The organism is Amycolatopsis acidiphila (assembly GCF_021391495.1).
GTDB lineage: Bacteria > Actinomycetota > Actinomycetes > Mycobacteriales > Pseudonocardiaceae > Amycolatopsis_E > Amycolatopsis_E acidiphila.
Window position 1 is genome coordinate 2757445 of sequence record NZ_CP090063.1, and the last position, 17371, is coordinate 2774815.

The 17371-nt window shown below is 71.2% G+C and carries 17 protein-coding genes; 2 read left to right on the top strand and 15 right to left on the bottom strand.

The window, feature by feature from the left end:
• Positions 1 to 9: 9 nt before the first annotated feature.
• The 6 genes from LWP59_RS13370 to LWP59_RS13395 all read right to left on the bottom strand — a co-directional run bounded on the left by LWP59_RS13370 (position 10) and on the right by LWP59_RS13395 (position 5740).
• Positions 10 to 732: a type 1 glutamine amidotransferase gene (locus tag LWP59_RS13370; RefSeq protein WP_144635472.1), complete on the bottom strand. Its 723-nt coding sequence runs from the start codon at positions 730 to 732 to the stop codon at positions 10 to 12.
• A complete protein-coding gene (locus LWP59_RS13375) occupies positions 725 to 2005 on the bottom strand; it encodes a Mur ligase family protein (protein WP_308431763.1) in 1281 nt (426 codons plus the stop codon). Before LWP59_RS13375 ends, LWP59_RS13370 begins: the two co-directional genes overlap by 8 nt.
• A 131-nt stretch (positions 2006 to 2136) precedes the next feature.
• Positions 2137 to 2802: a response regulator gene (locus LWP59_RS13380; RefSeq protein ID WP_144635595.1), complete on the bottom strand. Its 666-nt coding sequence runs from the start codon at positions 2800 to 2802 to the stop codon at positions 2137 to 2139.
• Positions 2802 to 3998 carry a sensor histidine kinase gene (locus LWP59_RS13385; RefSeq protein WP_144635469.1) on the bottom strand — a complete coding sequence of 399 codons (1197 nt, stop codon included), beginning with the start codon at positions 3996 to 3998 and terminating at the stop codon, positions 2802 to 2804. The genes LWP59_RS13380 and LWP59_RS13385 overlap by 1 nt, the downstream gene beginning before the upstream one ends.
• Before the next feature lie 21 nt (positions 3999 to 4019).
• Positions 4020 to 4829, bottom strand: coding sequence for an ABC transporter permease (locus tag LWP59_RS13390; protein WP_144635466.1), 810 nt, complete (start codon positions 4827 to 4829; stop codon positions 4020 to 4022).
• Complete coding sequence (locus LWP59_RS13395; RefSeq protein ID WP_144635463.1) at positions 4826 to 5740, bottom strand: ATP-binding cassette domain-containing protein; 915 nt, start codon at positions 5738 to 5740, stop codon at positions 4826 to 4828. The genes LWP59_RS13390 and LWP59_RS13395 overlap by 4 nt, the downstream gene beginning before the upstream one ends.
• A 356-nt stretch (positions 5741 to 6096) precedes the next feature.
• Here LWP59_RS13395 and LWP59_RS13400 point away from each other — a divergent pair, with 356 nt between their 5' ends.
• Complete coding sequence (locus tag LWP59_RS13400; protein WP_186383112.1) at positions 6097 to 6981, top strand: COG4705 family protein; 885 nt, start codon at positions 6097 to 6099, stop codon at positions 6979 to 6981.
• A 162-nt stretch (positions 6982 to 7143) separates the two neighbouring features.
• On the opposite strand, the gene LWP59_RS13405 is transcribed toward LWP59_RS13400, so the two are convergent.
• Positions 7144 to 7482, bottom strand: a complete 339-nt coding sequence (locus LWP59_RS13405; RefSeq protein ID WP_144635459.1) for a helix-turn-helix domain-containing protein — start codon at positions 7480 to 7482, stop codon at positions 7144 to 7146.
• 749 nt (positions 7483 to 8231) lie between these two features.
• Here LWP59_RS13405 and LWP59_RS13410 point away from each other — a divergent pair.
• Positions 8232 to 8483 (top strand): hypothetical protein, encoded by a 252-nt coding sequence (locus tag LWP59_RS13410; RefSeq protein WP_144635456.1) that lies wholly within the window; start codon positions 8232 to 8234, stop codon positions 8481 to 8483.
• A 216-nt stretch (positions 8484 to 8699) separates the two neighbouring features.
• Here the strand turns inward: LWP59_RS13410 and LWP59_RS13415 are convergent, their stop codons facing one another.
• From LWP59_RS13415 to LWP59_RS13450, 8 genes are read right to left on the bottom strand one after another with little or no spacing between them, the layout of a single operon-like run.
• The gene (locus LWP59_RS13415) at positions 8700 to 9512 is read right to left on the bottom strand and encodes a mycofactocin-coupled SDR family oxidoreductase (protein WP_144635454.1); all 813 of its coding nucleotides are present in this window, start codon (positions 9510 to 9512) and stop codon (positions 8700 to 8702) included.
• A 13-nt stretch (positions 9513 to 9525) separates the two neighbouring features.
• Entirely contained in the window at positions 9526 to 10389 is an 864-nt protein-coding gene (locus LWP59_RS13420; RefSeq protein WP_144635451.1) for a sugar phosphate isomerase/epimerase family protein, read from the bottom strand.
• Between the two features lies 1 nt (position 10390).
• Positions 10391 to 11230 (bottom strand): sugar phosphate isomerase/epimerase family protein, encoded by an 840-nt coding sequence (locus LWP59_RS13425; RefSeq protein WP_144635448.1) that lies wholly within the window; start codon positions 11228 to 11230, stop codon positions 10391 to 10393.
• 9 nt (positions 11231 to 11239) lie between these two features.
• Positions 11240 to 12277, bottom strand: a complete 1038-nt coding sequence (locus tag LWP59_RS13430) for a substrate-binding domain-containing protein (protein ID WP_144635446.1) — start codon at positions 12275 to 12277, stop codon at positions 11240 to 11242.
• Positions 12274 to 13281 carry an ABC transporter permease gene (locus LWP59_RS13435; RefSeq protein ID WP_144635443.1) on the bottom strand — a complete coding sequence of 336 codons (1008 nt, stop codon included), beginning with the start codon at positions 13279 to 13281 and terminating at the stop codon, positions 12274 to 12276. The genes LWP59_RS13430 and LWP59_RS13435 overlap by 4 nt, the downstream gene beginning before the upstream one ends.
• Positions 13278 to 14294, bottom strand: coding sequence for an ABC transporter permease (locus LWP59_RS13440; protein ID WP_144635440.1), 1017 nt, complete (start codon positions 14292 to 14294; stop codon positions 13278 to 13280). The genes LWP59_RS13435 and LWP59_RS13440 overlap by 4 nt, the downstream gene beginning before the upstream one ends.
• A complete protein-coding gene (locus tag LWP59_RS13445; protein ID WP_144635437.1) occupies positions 14281 to 15789 on the bottom strand; it encodes a sugar ABC transporter ATP-binding protein in 1509 nt (502 codons plus the stop codon). The genes LWP59_RS13440 and LWP59_RS13445 overlap by 14 nt, the downstream gene beginning before the upstream one ends.
• On the bottom strand, positions 15786 to 17369 hold the full coding sequence (locus LWP59_RS13450) for a GMC family oxidoreductase (RefSeq protein ID WP_144635434.1): 1584 nt from the start codon (positions 17367 to 17369) through the stop codon (positions 15786 to 15788). The genes LWP59_RS13445 and LWP59_RS13450 overlap by 4 nt, the downstream gene beginning before the upstream one ends.
• Positions 17370 to 17371: the final 2 nt, after the last annotated feature.

Consider the following 17371-nt stretch of genomic DNA (forward strand, 5'->3'; position numbering starts at 1 on the left):
CGTAGGAAATCACCGCCGCGCCCCGCGCCGGGCGGCCTGCAACCGTTCCTCCCGCAGCCTCCCGACCTCCGGCAACGGCAGTGCGGCCGGCGGTGCGCCGAGCACCCAGCCCAGCAGCAGGTCGGCCAGCGCGGGGTTGCGCGCGAGCACCGGGCCGTGCAGGTAGGTCGCCAGCACCCGGCCGGTGACCGCGCCCTCGGTGCCGTCGCCGTTGCCGGTGCCCGCCCGCACCCGGCCGAGCGGGCGAGCACCGGGACCGACGCGGGTGCGGCCGAGGTGGTTTTCGAAGCCCGTGAGCGGCTCCGCCCCCAGCTCGGCACCGACCTCGACGACGACCTCTCCGACCGCCCGCTGCCGCCCCGGCGACGTCACCGCGTCGAGCAGGCCCAGCCCGCGATGCCGCACCCCGTCGGAGGTGGTGAAGTCCGCGCCGAGCAGCTGCAGCCCGGCGCAGACGCCGAACACCACGGCACCGCGGGCGGCGGCTCGCTGGATACCCGGGTGGGCACGCAGCTGAGCGGCCGCAAGCGCCTGCGCCTCGTCTTCGCCGCCGCCGAGCAGGTACAGATCGAGCGAGGACGGCACCGGTTCGTGATAGCCGATCTCCGTGATGGTCGCGGCGATGCCCCGCCAGCGCGCCCGAAGCCGCAGCACCTCGGCGTTGCCGCCGTCGCTGTAGGTGCCGAGGATGTCGGGCAGTACCAAGCCGAGGCGGATCGCCGACTCAGTCATCGCCGAGCTGATGCCATAGGGCGCGGAAGGCCGTGTAGTTGGCGATGAGCTCGACCGGTCCGGCCGGCAGGGCGTCGAGCGCGTCGAGCGGCCGGCGTACGACCGTGTGCGGCACCTCGGCGTAGGTCAGGCGCACGGCCAGATCCATCGCCCGCTCGCCGGCGGCCACCACCTGCCGTCCGCGCAGCTGCTCGAACGGCACGTCCCACAGCCACGACATGTCACGCCCATCGGCCTCACCGCTGTTCACCGTGATCACCACCGGCGACCGGCCCTCCAGCAGCGGCAGCGTCTCCCGCCAGCCGGCGGGGTTCTTCGCCAGCAGGACGCGCACCTCGCGGCCGTGCACCCACGCCCGCCGGTAGCGGCCGGCGACATCACCGATCGAGCGCAGCCGCGCGACAGCGACCTCCGACGGTACCCCGAGCCGGGCGGCGGTGGCCACCGCGATTGTCGCGTTCGCGGCGTTCGCCCGGCCCGGCAGCCGAAGATCGAGCCGAAAGCACTCGCCCAGTACGGTTTCCACTTTGTCTCCGATCAGTGTCCACTGTGGAACGGGCCGGACGAGACCGCAGACGCAGCGCCAGCCGGTGTCCTCCCGCCGCACGGCCTGGCCACAGCGGGCGCAGGCCACGGCGTCGGCGTGCCAGCTCTGTCCGGCGCCGACCCACACCGCCTTGGGCGAGTCGAGGGCGGCCGAGGTGACCAGCGGGTCGTCGCAGTTGGCGATCACCGTGGTGTCCGGCAGGCCCGCGACGACCGCCCGCAAGGCCCGTTCGGTCGCCCGCACCTCGCCGACGCGGTCCAGCTGATCGCGGCTGAGGTTGAGCAGCACCAGGCAAGCCGGGCGCAGCTGTGCGGCGACAGCGGGCACGTAAGTCTCGTCGACCTCGAGCACCGCCACCGGCGCGTCGGGTCTCGCCACGAGCGCGGCCAGCACCCCGTCCGGCATGTTCGCCCCATCGCCGTTCGTGGCGACCGGGCCGAGCGCTTCCAGGATCCGGGTGAGCATGAGCGCGGTCGTGGTCTTGCCGTTGGTGCCGGTCACCAGCACCACCGCACGCCCGCGGCCGAGCGTGCGCAGCGCGCCGGGATCCAGCTTGAGCGCGATCCGCCCGCCGATCACACCGCCGTCACCCAGGCCGAGCTTGCGCGAGACCGCCGCGCCCAGTCGCGCGGCGGCCACCGCCAGGCGAGTACGTGCGGGCAGGCGGTGCGGCGCCGGTGGCACAGCGGCTCGCTCACCGAGGTCGGCCGGTGAACTCGGGCTCACCCACAGTCTCCTTCACCTCCGGTCGGGCTGGTCGCCGTCACCCTCGTCCGGGGAGCCTGTGAGGACGCTGAGTACGCCGGGACAAAGAGGACTTTCAGTACGACTGTTCGCCACCGCGGGGCGCGGATCGCTCACCGTGGCCTGACGAGCCCGATCTGGTAGGCGAACACGACGGCCTGTACCCGGTCGCGCAGATCGAGCTTGCCGAGCAGGCGCCCGACGTGGGTCTTCACGGTGGCCTCCGAGACCGTCAGCGCGGCGGCGATCTCGGCGTTCGACAGGCCGCCCGCGAGCTGGGTCAGCACCTCGACCTCGCGTTCGGTCAACCGGGCCAGTCTGGGGTCCTGGCCCCGCTCCGGATGCCCGGGATCGGGCAGCTGGTCGGCCATGGCGTCCAGCAGCCGCCGGGTCACGCTGGGGGCGACGACGGCGTCCCCGGCCGCGACCGCACGGATCGCCGACAGCAGATCCTCGGGCGGCACGTTCTTGAGCAGGAAACCGCTCGCCCCGGCCTTCAGCCCGGCGAAGGCGTATTCATCGAGGTCGAACGTGGTCAGGATGAGCACCTTCGACCTCGGGTGCTCGCGCACGATCGCTCGCGTGGCGTCGATCCCGTCGACCCCGGGCATCCGCACGTCCATCAGCACCACATCGGGATCCAGCTCGGCGGTGCGCGTGAGCGCGGCGGCGCCGTCGGCGGCCTCGCCGACCACCGTCAGATCCGGCTGGGACTCCAGTACCAGCCGAAAACCCAGCCGCAGCAAGGGTTCGTCGTCGGCGATCAGCACGCTGGTGATCACCGGGCCACCCGCCCGGGGGCCAGTTCCGCGCGGACCCGCCAGCCGCCGCCAGGCCGTGGCCCGGCCTCGACGTACCCGTCGAACATGGCCGCGCGCTCGGCCATGCCGGCGAGCCCGTGCCCGTTCACGATCGAGACGACCGGCCGGCCGTGCCCGTTGTCGCCGACCTCGACCTCGACCGCGGGATCGCGATACCGCAGCAGCACCCACGCTTCGTCCGGTGCGTCCGCGTGCTTGAGCACGTTCGTCAGCGCCTCCTGCACCAGCCGGTACACCGCGAGCTGGGCGGTGGGGGAGAGCGGGAACGGGGCGCCGGTCACGGTCAGCGACGTGGGCAGGCCCGCCGCGCGCACCTGCGTGACCAGCTCGTCGATCTGCTCCATCCCGGGCTGCGGCGCGCGGAGTGGCTCCTGCCCGCCACCGCGCAGCACGCCCAGGAGCCGGTGCATCTCGCCCAGCGCCTGACGGCCGGTGGCCGAGACCTGTCGGGCGGCGGCCTCGGCCTGCTCAGGGTTGCCGCGGGCACCGAAGGCGGCCCCGTCGGCCAGCGCGATCATCACGGAGAGATTGTGGGCCACGATGTCGTGCATCTCGCGCGCGATACGCGCGCGCTCGGCCGCCGCGGCGAGCTGGGCCTGCTGGTCGCGTTCGTGCTCGGCGGTGCGGGCCCGGTCTTCGAGCGAGGCGAGGTAGGCACGCCGGGTGCGTACGTTGCGACCGAGCACGAACGCCGCCGTGGCCATTCCCGACAGGAGCACGAAGGCGTTGACCATGCCTTCCGGCGGTGCCCACCTCAGCACCGCGATCGCGATCCCGAACTCCAGCACCCCCAGCGCCAGCGCCGCCGTCTTCCGTTCGCAAAGGACAGCAACGCTGTAGAGCGCGATCAGCAGTGCGGCGTCGGCGACCACGACCTGCGCGAGGAACCACTGCACCGCCGCGACCGCCGCCATCCAGCCGAACACCAGCACCGGAGTGCGCCGGCGCCAGATCAGCGGGATGACGAGCAGCGCGGCGAACACGACCGACCACGGCCGCTCACCCGAGAAGTGCTCGAAGCGGTCACCCCGGCCCACCACGGCCAGTGCGGCCACCAGTGTCAGCAGCGCGTCCGCGGCGAGCGGGTGCCGGTGTGGCCACGCGCGCAGCCGGGCCAGCCCCGGCCGGCGCGTGACCATCGTGCTCTCCGTCATCTGCCCATCATCCCGCGAGCGTCAGGCGTCCCGGCGCTCGAGCAGCACCGCGGCGGCGATGACGGCCACCACCAGATAGCCGCAGAACACCGCGAACCCCGTCCACGGCGCCAGGCTCGTCGGGTCCGCGCGCACCGCCGTGAGCGCCTGCCCGGCCGCGCTGGGCAGGTAGGGATCGACGTGGCTGGACCAGCTGTCGGGCAGGGCCGACACCAGCGCGGGCAGGACCAGCAACACACCGAACAGCGTCGCGATCGCCCCGGCCGTGTGCCGGAGGATCCAGCCCAGCGCGACCCCGAGCAGGCCGACCACGGTGAGGTAGAGCGCCGTGCCGAGAACCGCACGCAGCACGCCCGGCGCGCCGAGCGTCGTCTGGATGTGCTGGGAAGACAGCATCGCCTGGCCGGCGAAGAACGCGACGAACGAGCCGATCACGGTCACCGCGAAAGTCACGACGGCGAACACCGCCAGCTTCGCCCACAGCACCGGCAGCCGGCGCGGGGCCGCGGACAGGCTCGCCCTGATCATCCCGGTGCTGTACTCGCCGCTGACCACGAGCACACCGAGCACGCCGATGATCAGCTGGGCCAGGTACAGCCCGCGCAGGCTGGTCACGGTCGGGTCGAAGCGGGCCTGCTCGATCGGGTTCATCCGCGTCCAGCGGCTGTCGACCACCGCGGAGAACATGATGCCGAACCCCACCAGCACCACGATGTTGGCGGCCAGCGCCACATAGGACGAGCGCAGCGACCGGAACTTCACCCATTCCGATGCCAGCACCCGGGCCTGGGTCACCCGCGCCCCCGGCATGGGTGCGACAGCCGTGGTCATGACGCCTTCCTTTCGGTGCCGTACTCCACGGCGTCGTCGGTGAGTTCCATGAACGCCTCCTCCAGCGAGGCCCGGATCGGGGTCAGCTCCTCCAGCGGTAGCTGTTCGCGCAGGGCCACCAGGCCGATGTCGGTGGCGCTCATCCCGGAGACCTCCAGCAGACAGTCCTCCTGGGTCGTGATCGAGACGTCCGGCCCGGCCAGCAACGACCGCAGCCGGGTCGCCTGCGGGCTGCGTACCCGCACCGTGTTGCGCGATGCCGACTCGATGAACTCGGCGACCGAGGTGTCCGCGATGAGCCGACCGCGTCCGACGACGATCAGGTGCTCGGCCGTCAGCGCCATCTCACTCATCAGATGCGAGGACACGAACACGGTGCGGCCCTCCTCGGCCAGCCCGCGCAGCAGGTTCCGGATCCACAGGATCCCCTGCGGGTCCAGCCCGTTCACCGGCTCGTCGAGCACCAGCGTGGCCGGGTCGCCCAGCAGCGCCGCCGCGATCCCCAGCCGCTGGCCCATGCCCAGCGAAAAGCCGCCCACCCGCTTGCGCGCCACCTGCTCCAGACCGACCAGGCCGATCACCTCGTCCACTCGCCGTCGCGGAATTCCGTTGCTGACCGCGAGCGCCAGCAGGTGGTTGTACGCCGACCGTCCCGTGTGGACTGCCCGCGCTTCGAGCAGTGCACCCACCTCGCGTAACGGGGCGGTGTGCTCGGCGTAGCGGCGGCCATTGACCAGCACGCTGCCGGACGTCGGCGCGTCCAGCCCCATGATCATCCGGATGGTCGTGGACTTACCGGCCCCGTTCGGTCCGAGGAACCCGGTCACCACCCCGGGCTTGACCGTGAACGTGAGCTCGTCGACGGCGAGCTTCTCGCCGTATCTCTTGGTCAGCGCCTGCGCTTCGATCATGCCGTACCCCTTCCTGCCTGTGTCGCGAGGAGTATTGGCCATCAGCGAGGCGTGCACGACTGCCCAGGGACTGAACCCGCGCCCCGAGCCGTCCACCTTCAGACCTACCCGCTACGCCGAAAGTCGCACCCCGCCCGCTCGCCGGCGATCACTTTCGTCGCCGGCCGAGCCGCGCACTCTTGGTCCTGGCCGGCAGGCGGCATGCCGCCGGGTGCGTCTTCACCAAGCCCGGCACAGGATCACCCGGACGGGGAGAGCGCCTTACCTCCTGCTGGCCCTCGGTTTGCCTCGCGCTAACTCCGGGGCAAATACCTTCAGTGACGAATTGGACGCTCACTGCTCGTATTGGAGGGCGTATGGCCGCGGGAAACCTCGGCGACCGCTACGTGCTGCGCAAGCTTCCCCAGGTGACAGCGTTGTTCTGGGTGCTGAAGATCGTCGCCGTCACGCTGGGAGAGACGGCCGGAGACCTGGTCGGTATCACCTTCCGGACGGGCTACGTCGTCACCGAGCTGCTGTTTTTGAGTTACTTCTTGATCGTGCTCGCGATCCAGGTCGCGAGCCGCCGCTTCCGCCCGGGCGTGTTCTGGGCGGTCGTGCTCGGAACCAGCATGGTCGGCACCGAGATGTCGGACCTGCTCGACCGGGGACCTGGTCACGGCAGCGCGGCGAACGGGGTCGGATACGGGTGGGGCGCGATCATCCTCACCAGCCTGCTCGCGCTCATCTTCCTCCTGTGGTGGCGCACAGGGCAGACCTTCGACGTGGAGAACATCGCCGGCCGCAAGGGCGAGATCCTGTACTGGACCGCCATCCTGGTGTCCAACACGCTCGGCACCGCCAGCGGCGACTGGCTGTCGGACGACACCGGACTGGGTTTCCGCAACGCGTTCCTGATCATCGCGGCCATCATGGTGCTCATCGTCGCCGCGCATTACCTGACCAGGATCAACACGATGCTGCTGTTCTGGCTCGCGTTCATCCTGACACGCCCATTGGGCGCCGCCGGCGGGGACGCGCTCACCAAGCCGGTTGCGGACGGCGGTCTCGGCTGGGGCACGCTGTGGGGCTCGGCGGCGCTGTTCGGACTGCTCGCTGTCCTGGTCGCCCACCAGGCTCGTCATGTCCGGCGGCGTCCACTGCCTCCGTTGCCCTACCCCGTCAACCGGATGACCGGGGCACCGCAAACGCCCAACGGCGCGGTGATCACCCGCGGCCGTGACGCCACACTGCCCCGGTGACGACGCGCCTATGACGACCGGGCTCGTCCGATTCGCCGGCGGCAGTCCCGGGGGACCGGTCGCGCTGGCGTGACTCCGCTGCGCGGCAGCGAGGGGTTCGCAGCATCGAGGGGGCCGCTTGCGCGGGTGTACCGCCCGTCCTGGCCGGTACACCCACCGCGCTCAGTCGGACGCCGGGTGGTCGGCGGTGCGGTGCTGGGCTTCGTGGAGTTGGTCTTCGAGGGTGATGATGCGGCAGGCCGCATCGATCGGGGTGCCCTGGTCGACCAGTTCCCGCACCCGGGCGGCGAGGCGCAACTGGTGGCGGGAGTAGCGGCGATGCCCACCGGTCGAGCGCTGCGGCTCGATCAAGCCGGCTTCGTCCAGGCTGCGCAGGAAGCCCTGGGAGGCGCCGAGCATCTCCGCGGCCCGGCCCATCGTGTAGGCGGGATAGTGCTCATCGTCGAACTTGTCGGCCGCGCCCGAGCGAGGGGCGGGGGTATCGCGTGGGTCAGGGATCATGCCACCTCCACATCACGAGAAGCCCCGGGTGCCGTCGACGGCACCCGGGGCTTCAGGGGTTTGGGTTTCACCATTGTCAACCGGCCGTGCGGCCGGCTTCGGGTACCCGCGTCGTCCGGCCGAGAGGCCGGCTGTGCGGGGATCGCTTATTCGTAACCGAGAACCACCTGCCAATCTGATGGGACTGCGGTACCCGCGCGGCACTACCGCACAGCCGCGGCGGGCGATCCAATGATGTGCCCGTTCCCTTCCTTTCAGTGTTTTTCTCTTACCGTGCACTACTGCGATCATCACCGGCTGGAACCCCTTACCGTGACCGGCCCCAGCACGCCTGAGATCGCTGATCAGGTGTGCCGAAGCCGGCACTGACTGGCTCCGGCACACCTGACGTCTTCACTGCATACTGCGAACTACGTACTTGCTCATCGTTCACGGGCGCTCGAACTCCACCCGCGTCGTGCACTACTCCGCCCGGGGTCATCACCACTTCTTCTTCCCGCATCGACCCCGGTACTGCTTCGATCACCAGCCGGAACCCGGTGTGGATCGGCCCCGTCTGTCTGACCGTCTTGTCTCACTTCGCGGGTAGTTACGTCATCTCCCGCGCCTGCTTGACCTTGTCTCTCTCGCTTCGAACAGAAGACTACACACACTCGGGCTCGAATGTCTACTCCCGTCGTCGTAGATTTACTGCCTTACCCGATGTAGTGATGCGCCCGGCACGCTGCGCCTCGAAGGAGATGGTTCCCATGAGCGACACGGCCGCACCGCAGGATCCGTTCGGTCTCGCGGGTGTGCGCGACCGACAGGACTACGTCCGCCGCCTCACCGAACTGCTCGAACGCGGCCGAGTGGAGCCGGTGGCCGCGGTGCTCTCGGCGGCTGAGGCCTATGCCGCCGCCGAGTTGCTCGGCCAGTACGCGCAGCTCGACCCGACCGGCGGCTTGAACCAGCTGGCCGCCACCCTGGCCAGCCGTCTCTACAGCCGGTTGGGAGCTTGAGCCCTCGCCGCTACGCCTCGCCAGCAGGGTTCACGGCGGAGCTCACCGGCGTGGCGGGTTCGCCGGAAGACGATCAACAGGCCGTTGGGCCGCTCTCGCCTTGCGCCACGGCGATCGTGTCGCTCTCGTGGATGTCCGGGAGACACGCCGCGCACGGGTGCCGACGCTGCGGTGGCCGACCACGCGGCTCCTACCCCTGGCGGGGCGGGATGCCGCTTACTTCAGCATGAATCCCGCGTCGATCTGCTGGGTGGTGCCGGTGATCCACTTGCCCGCGTCGGACACCAGGAACACGACGACCTCGGACACGTCGCGCACCGGCATCGCGTCGACCGGCATCAGGTTGTAGCGCATGGCGTCGCCAAGCTCCTTGTGCTCCTCGAGCCACTGTGGGAAGTAGTCGTTGTTGGACATGGGGGAGTCGACGCCGGTGGGGTGGATGGTGTTGACCCGAATGGACTCCGGCGCCAGCTCGCAGGCGAGTGTCCGCATGAGACCGACGATCCCGTGTTTCGCCGCCGTGTAGTGCGTGCAGCCCGCGACCCCCCTGAGCCCGGCGATGGACGACGTGATGACGACGGAACCGCCGCGGCCGCCCGCCCGGATGTGCGGGACCACCGCCCGGCAGGCCTTGAACACGCCGGTCAGGTTGATGCCGATCATGTCGTCCCACGCCTCGTCGGACAGCTCCCACGTGTTCTCCGACAGGCTGAGGATCCCCGCGTTGGCGAGCAGGATGTCGATGCGGCCGAATTCCCGCATCGCGGTGTCGGCGAGCCGGGTCATGTCGGCGGTGCTGCGCACGTCGGCTTCCAGGGCGACGCAGCGCCGGCCGGTCTTCTCGACGGCGACGACGGTCTCGTCGAGGTCCCCCGGGCGCCCGGTCGGGAACGGCACGGAGCCGACCTGCTCGGTGATGTCGCACACGACGATGTCCGCGCCTTCCTCGGCGAGCCGCACCGCGTGTGAGCGCCCCTGCCCGCGGCCGCCTCCAGTGATGACGGCGACCTTCCCGTCGAGCTGTCCCATGTTTTTGCTCCTCTCAGTGGTGGTGCAGCGATGCGCGGAGGAAGGCGAGGCCGTCGGCGGCCAGTGCGTCCATCGAGGGGGCGACCGGGCGCCACAGCGACACCGCCCGCGCGATTTCGGCGATCGTGGGCAGGAACGACTCGACCACGATCTGTCCCCGGTAGCCGATGTCCTCGAGCGCGGCGAACACCTCCGGCCACGGGATGTGCCCGCTGCCGGGGGTGCCGCGGTCGTTCTCCGAGACCTGGAAGTGGAAGACCCGTTCGCCGGCGGTGCGGATCGCGGCGCCGAGGTCCTTCTCCTCGATGTTCTGGTGGAACGTGTCGAGCAGGAGCCCGATGTTGTCGCGGCCGGTGGCGGCGCACAGCTCCAGGCCCTGTTCGACGGTGTTGACGAGGTCCGTTTCGAAGCGGTTCAACGGTTCGAGTGCCAGCCGGATGCCGTGTTCGCCCGCGTGGTCCGCGGCGGCTCGCAGGCTTTCCACCGCCTGCGTGCGCTGCAGCGCACGCTCGTCGGGCGGCAGCAGCCGGGCTTGCCCGGTAGGCGCGTACATCGGTCCCGCCACGTGTGGCGAGCCGACCGCCGCCGCCAGTTCCACGCAGCGGCGCAGGTAGTTCAGGCCCGCGGCGCGGTGACCGGGATCCTCTGCGGACAGGTCCCGGTCGGCGCCGAAGGCGCCGCAGATGCCGACGGCGAGCCCGTGCTCCTCGGCCGCGTCGCGCAGGGCCTGCGCCGACAGCAGCCGCGGGTCCTCGACGCAGACCTCGATCACGTCGTAACCCAGCTCGGCGACCTTGGCGAAGGCTGCCGGGCAGTCGGAGTCGGAGAACGGCGAGGCGAGCACGAACGTGCTCAGTCCCAGGGGATTGCCCGCCACGTCACACCAGCCCCAGCTCGGCCTCGAGCTTCTTGGTGTGGGCGATCGCCGCCTCGGTGTAGGTGTCGAGGAACTCCGGCGCGCCCGCACCGGACAGCACGCCCCACACGTCGCCGGCGGCGGGCAGCAGCTCGTAGGCGATCCAGCCGGTGTAGCCGACCTCGGCGATGGCCTGGACGATCGGCCGGAAGTCGGTGTGCCCGTAGCCCGGCGCGGCGCGGTTGCTGTCTGCCAGGTGCACGTGGACCAGCCGGTGCCCGCAGCGCCGGATCGCCGCGGCGATGTCCCGCTCCTCCAGTGCCATGTGGAAGGTGTCGGCCATGCAGCCCAGTGCGGCGTGCCCGGCCTCGTCGACAAAGGCGATCGCCTGGTCCATCCGGTTGATCAGGTAGGTCTCGTACCGGTTCCACGGCTCGACCGCGATCCGCACGCCGTGGTCGTCCGCGTAGGCGGCGATCGCGCGCGCGGCGTCGAGCGCCCACGCCCACTCGCGGTCCCGGTCGGCCTCCGGGACGATCTTCATGCAGGCCGTGGGGGTGAAGGTGACGACGTCCGCGCCGAGCGCGGCGGCGTAGTCGACGTTGCCGCGCAGGTAGTCCAGCGCGCGGCGGCGGACCGCGGAGTCGGCGCTGACAAGGTCGCGTTCCGGGGTGAAGATGCTGATGACCGACGACGCGCGCACACCGTGCTTGTCCAGCTCGCGACGGACCTCGCCGACGTCGTGCTGGGCGGGTTCGCCGACGAGCTCGACGCCGTCGTAGCCGAACTTCGCGATCCGCGCGATGCCGGCCGCGAGCGGCTCCCGGCCGTAGACGAGAGTGTTGTAGGTGTAGCGGAACATCGGTGCGCCTCAATCCGTGGTCTGGAAGTCGCGGGTGTAGTCGTCGACGTTGTCCTTGGTGAACGTGATCGGATCGCCCAGTACGATCTCGCCGTCGGCCCCGACCGTGCGGCGGCCGAGGTGACCGGCGGAGAACGACTCGCCTTGCCTGCCGGTGATCTCGCCGGAGATGTAGGCCGCCGCCGCGTAGTAGGCGAGGTAGCCCAGTTCACGCGGACTCCACAGGACGTACGCCGGCACCTGCCCGTTCCGGAGCAGCTGCGCGTCGGCGCTGGGGTTGCCCAGGCCGGTCACCACGATCCGGTCCGCCACCCCCAGATCGGTGGCGGCCTTGACACCCGCTTCGAGCGCGATCGGGGTGGGCGCCATGATCCCCCGCAGGTCCGGGTACGCCCGGATCAGCGCCACGGCCGCGTCGTAGCTCTTCTTCGCGTCGTCGTCGCCGTAGGACGTTTTGACCAGGGTCATGCCCTTGTTCTCCGGCCGGGCCAGCTCCGCGTGCATCGCCGCGATCCACTTGTTGGTGACCTCGGCGGTGGCCTGTGAGGAGACGATGCCGAACTGACCGGTGCGGTGCATGGCGTTGGCGAGGATGTCGAACTGCGCTCGCCCGATCGCGTCGGTGCGGGCCATGTTGACGAAGATCCCGCGGGAGCCGGTGGCGACGTCACCGTCCCATGCCATGATCTTCGCGCCGTGGTCGCGGGCCGCGTTCAGCGCGGGCGCGACGGCCGTCGAGTCCACCGCGGACAGCCCGATCACGCATGAGCCGCGCTGGCGCCCGCTTTGGATGCGCTGGATCTGGCCGGTCACGTCACCGGCGGCCGGGCCGACGAAGGACAGGTCCCCGCCCAGCTCGCGCTGCGCGTCCGCCATCCCGGTGTGCACGGCGGCGAAGTACGGGTTGTCGGTCGACTTCGGGATCATCGTCAGGTTGCAGTCGCGGATGGACTTCGGAGCGGACGCGCCCGTGCTCGCGGCCGGGGCGCAGGCGCCCAGCAGTGCCAGCGCCAGCGCGGCGGCGAGTGCGGTGCGGCGGGCCGTCATGACCGGCCTCCTGTCCTGCGGCCACGTGCCGCGCGGATGCGGGCGGCGAGGGCGGGGATGACCACCGCGCCGACCATGAGCAGGCCGGTGACCATGTACTGCACCGCGGTCTCGGCGTCGTCGAGGGTCATCCAGCTGGTCAGGATCGTGACGAGGACCAGCGCGAGCAGCACCCCCGCGAACGAGCCGCGCCCACCGTACATGCTGACCCCGCCGATCAGCACGATGCCGATCACCACCAGCTCCAGGCCGGTGCCGTTGGTCGCGCGCACCGTGCTGATGTAGCCGCTGTAGGCGATGCCCGCGACCCCGGCGACCGTCCCGGAAAACAGGAACAGGCCGCGCTTGATCCGGCGGACCGCCAGCCCGGAGAAGCGGGCGACCTCCGCGCTGCTGCCGATCGCGAGCACCTTGCGGCCGATCGCACCGCGGTGCAGCAGCACGGCGGCCACCACGGCCAGCACGAGGAACACGAGGAACCCGTAGGGCACGAGGGTGCCGGGCACGGTGTCCTGTGCGAACGAGGTGAGCGCGTGCGGCAGGTCGCTGATGCCCTCGTTGCCCAGCAGGATGTACGCGCAGCCCCGGTAGAGGCCGAGCGTGCCGATGGTGACGATGAGCGAGGGCAACCCGATGTCGACCACGAGCAGCCCGTTGACCAGGCCCGCGACCGCGCCGGCCAGTACGCCGAGGATGATCGCGAACCAGGCGGGCAGTCCGGCGCGCAGCGTCAGGCCGAAGATCGCGGCCGACAGCCCGAAGATCGAGGCGACGGACAAGTCGATCTCCCCGGCGACCATGAGCCACGCCATCGGGACCACCATCAGGCACAGGCCGAGCGCGCCGATCGCGGTGATGGCGAAGTTGTCCGCCGTGGCGAAGTACGGGTTGGTCACGGACGCCAGCACGAACGCCAGGACGACCAGCGCGGCGAGCATCAGCTCCCACGGGCCGAGCCAGGCCGGCAGGCGGAGGTTTCGGGACGGGGTGGTGGAATCGGTCATGCTGCCCTCCCTCGGGCGGCGAGGCGCCGGCGCAGGACCAGGTCGAGGGTGATCGCGACGATGATCACCAGGCCCTGGATCGCCTGCAGCCAGAACGGGGACACGTCGAGCAGCGCCAGCCCGATGCCGATCACGGTGAGCACCGCGGCGCCGAGGACGACGCCGGGGATCGAGCCGGCGCCGCCGGTGATGCTGACCCCGCCGATCACGACCGCGGCGAGGACGACGAGCTCGTAGCCGTTGGCGGCCGAGGAGTCCACGGTGCCGTACCGGGCGCCCCAGAGCACGCCCGCGATCCCGCACAGCAGGCCCGTCACGGCGTACGCGCCGAACACGAGCTTCCCGGCCTTGATGCCCATCCGCTCGGCGGAGTCCGGCCCGCTGCCGGTCGCGAGCAGCGCCCGGCCGGTCAGCGTGTGCCGGACCACCAGGTGCGCGGCCACCACGATGACCGCCGCGTAGACGAACATGCCCGGGATGCCGGCGACCGACCACGACGCGAGCGCGGTATAGGACGGCGGCATGTTCTGCGCGGTGATCTGCTGGCTGCCCGCCAGGGCCGAGTCGGCCCCGCGGAAGACGTAGAGCGTGCCGAGCGTGACCATGATCGACGGCACCTTGAGTGTGGCGACGAGCGCCCCGTTGATCGCGCCGAGCACGAGCCCGAGCAGCAGCGCGACCGCGATCGGCACGACGAGGGGGAGCCCGGGGTGTGCGGCGATGACGGCCGCCGCGGCATAGGCGGTCAGACCGACGGTGGAACCGACGGACACGTCGATGTTGCGGGTGAACAGCACCAGTGCCTGCCCGGCCGCGACGATCACGACGATCGCCATGTCCGCGAGTACCTGGCGCAGCGTGTCGAGGCCGGCGAAGCGCGGCACGAGTACGGAGAACACGACCAGCAGACCGAGCAGGACTCCGGCGAGGCTCAGTTCGCGCTGCGCGAACGGGGACCGGCGGCGACGTGCGGCGGGTGGCGCGGGCGGGGGGAGTACCTCAGGCGAGTGCATGGGCCACCTGCCCTGTCATCGCACCCAGCACCTGCTCCGCGTCGAACGGGCGCCGGGCGAACTCCGGGCCCTGCCGCCCGCGGTAGAAGGTGACGACCCGGTCGGCCACGGCGAGCAGCTCCTCGAGCTCGTTGCTGATCAGGATGATCGCGAGCCCTTTGGCCGCTTGTTCGGAGACGAGCTGGTGCACTTCGGCCTTCGCACCGACGTCGATGCCCTTCGTCGGGTCGTCGAGGATCAGGATCTCCGGGTCCGTGGCGAGCCACTTCCCGAGGACGACCTTCTGCTGGTTGCCGCCGGACAGCGCGGCCACCTGCTGGTCAGGCCCGCTGGTGCGGATCCGCAACCGGTCGATGGCGCCGGCCGCCAGCTCGGCTTCGCGGCGCGCGGACAGCAGCCCGAAGCGGCGCATCCCGTCGAGGGCGGCGAGCGGCAGGTTGAACCGGATCGAGTGGTCCAGCGCCACGCCTTCGGTGTGCCGGTCCTCCGGGACGTAGGCGATGCGCCGTGCCATCGCGTCCCGCGGCGAACGGATCGCCACCGGCCTGCCGTCGACGAGGATCTCGCCCGAGTCGGCCGGGTCGAGCCCGAACAGCCCGCGGGCGATCTCGGTACGCCCGGCGCCGACCAGCCCCGCGAGCCCCAGGATCTCGCCGCGCCGGACCTGCAACGAGACGTCGTGGTAGGCGTCGCGGCGGGTCAGGCCGCGCACTTCCAGCTTCACCTCGCCCAGCTCGACCTCGGCCTTGGGGAACACGTTCTCCACGGCCCGGCCGACCATGTGCCGAACCGCGCTCTCCGGAGTGAACTCGTTCGCGGGCCCGCTGATCACGGTGGTGCCGTCGCGCGAGACCGTTACCCGGTCGGCGAGCTCGAACACCTCGTTGAGCCGGTGGCCGACGAACAGCACGGCCACCCCGTCGGCCTTCAGCCGCCGCACGATGTCCATCAGCCGGTCGACCTCCCGGGCGGACAGCGCCGCGGTGGGCTCGTCGAGGATGAGCAGCCGGGTCTCACCGAGCAGTGCCTTCGCGATCTCCAGCAGCTGCTGGTCGGCACTGGACAGCTGGTTCACCGGGGTGCGCGGGTCGAGGTGCGCGCCGAGGCGGTCGAGCGCCGTACGGGCATTGCGCTCGACCGCGGGCCAGTCGAGCAGCCGGGTGCGCCGCCGCGGCGCGGGCTGCGTGAAGATGATGTTCTCGGCCACGGTCAGGTCCGGGAACAGCACGGGATGCTGGTGCACCACGGAGATGCCCAGCGCCCGGGCGGCGCGGGGGTGGGGAATGGTCACCTCGCTCCCGCCGAGCGCGATGGTCCCCGCGTCCGGGCGGTGCACGCCCGCGAGGATGTTGACGAGGGTGCTCTTGCCGGCGCCGTTCTCGCCGAGCAACGCGTGCACCTCGCCCGGATACAGCTCCATGCTCAGCCCGCACAGGGCGGTTACGCCGCCGAAGCGCTTCGCGATCCCGGTGAGCGTCACGAGTGGTGCGGTCATCGCGCCTCCCCGAAGGTGGTGCCACGGGCCGCGGCCGCGAGCCGCTCCGCCGTCATGACCGTGGGCAGCATGGTGTTCCCGGCGGGCGCGACCGGGATGACGGAGGCGTCCGCGACCCGCAGGCCCTGGCAGCCGTGCACGAGGCCGGCCTCGTCGACCACGCCGTCGCGCTCGGGCGGGGCCATCCGGCAGGTACCGGTGAAGTGGTAGCCGGAGGCCGCCATGTCCTCGATCGCGGTGTCGAGCGCCGCGTCGTCGGCGATCGTCCTGTCGTCGATCCCCGTCGGCTCGTGCAGCAGGCCGGCCAGCGGGTCGCTGGTGATCACCTGCCAGCCGAGCCGGACGATCTCGCGCATGGCGTCACGGTCCACCTGCTCGCCGAGGTAGTTCGGCCGCACGCGGGGGAGCTCGGCCGGGTCGAGGGACCTGATGTGTACCGTGCCGGTCGCGCGGGGTTTGTTGAGCACACAGCCGATTCCGGCGACGTGGGTCACGTCCGCGCTGCCCTTGCCCGCCAGGCCGCGGGCGCCCTCCCCGGTGGTGGCGACGTTGAGATAGGCGAACATGGTCAGCTGTGCGTCGAGCGATCCGGGCTGGACGGTCGTCGAGGTGCGGACGGCGGTCTGCAGGCTGAAGTCCTCCGGCGACCACGCGCCCTCCCGCGGGGGAGCGACGAGCGGGACGGAGAAGTGGTCGCCGAGATGGTGCCCGGCCGGAAGTTCGGCGACCGTGGGCACGCCGAGCCGCGCCAGCACGTCCCGCGGCCCGATGCCGGACCGTTGGAGCAGCGCTGGGCTCTGGATCGCTCCCGCGCACAGGATCACCTCGCCCGCGCCGACGCGGGTCCCGTCGGCGAGGTCGACGCCGGTCACCCGGGTGCCGTCGAACGTGATGCGCCGGACCAGGACCTCGCCGCGCACAGTCAGGTTGGGCCGGGTGCGGGCGGGCGCGAGGTGGGTCAGCGCGGTGGACAGCCGCAGGGTGCCGCGCCGGTTCATCGGCACCGGCCCGACCCCTTCGGCGTCCGGCGCGTTGAAGTCGCACACGTCGTCGATGCCGAGCTTGCGGCAGGTCTGGACGAACGCGGCCTGCAGCGGACCGTACTCGTCCTCGTGGGCGCGCACGAGCGGAAACGGACCGGCACGGCCGTGGATGTCGTCGCCGGGTGCCGCGTCGTCCTCCAGCGCCCGGTACGCGGCGAGGACGTGTGGCCAGTCCCAGCGCGGGTTGCCCAGCGCGGCCCACTCGCGGTAGTCCGCGGTAGCGCCGCGCAGCGAGATCATGCCGTTGATCGCCGAGGCGCCCCCGACGAGACGGGCCTGTGGCACCGAGATCCGGACGTCGCCGTGTCCTTCGGCGGTCAGTGCCCAGTCGTGGCGCGGGTCGACTTCGGGGGCGTGCCCGCGCATGGGCACGTACCGGCCGTCGCGGACCGCGCCCGGGATCGCTTCCTCGACGGGGTAGTCGGGACCGGCCTCCAGCAGCAGGACCGTCCGGTCCGGATCCTCGCTCAGCCGGGCCGCGATGACGCAACCGGCTGTTCCACCTCCGACGACTACGACGTTGTAGTGCTCGGTCACGG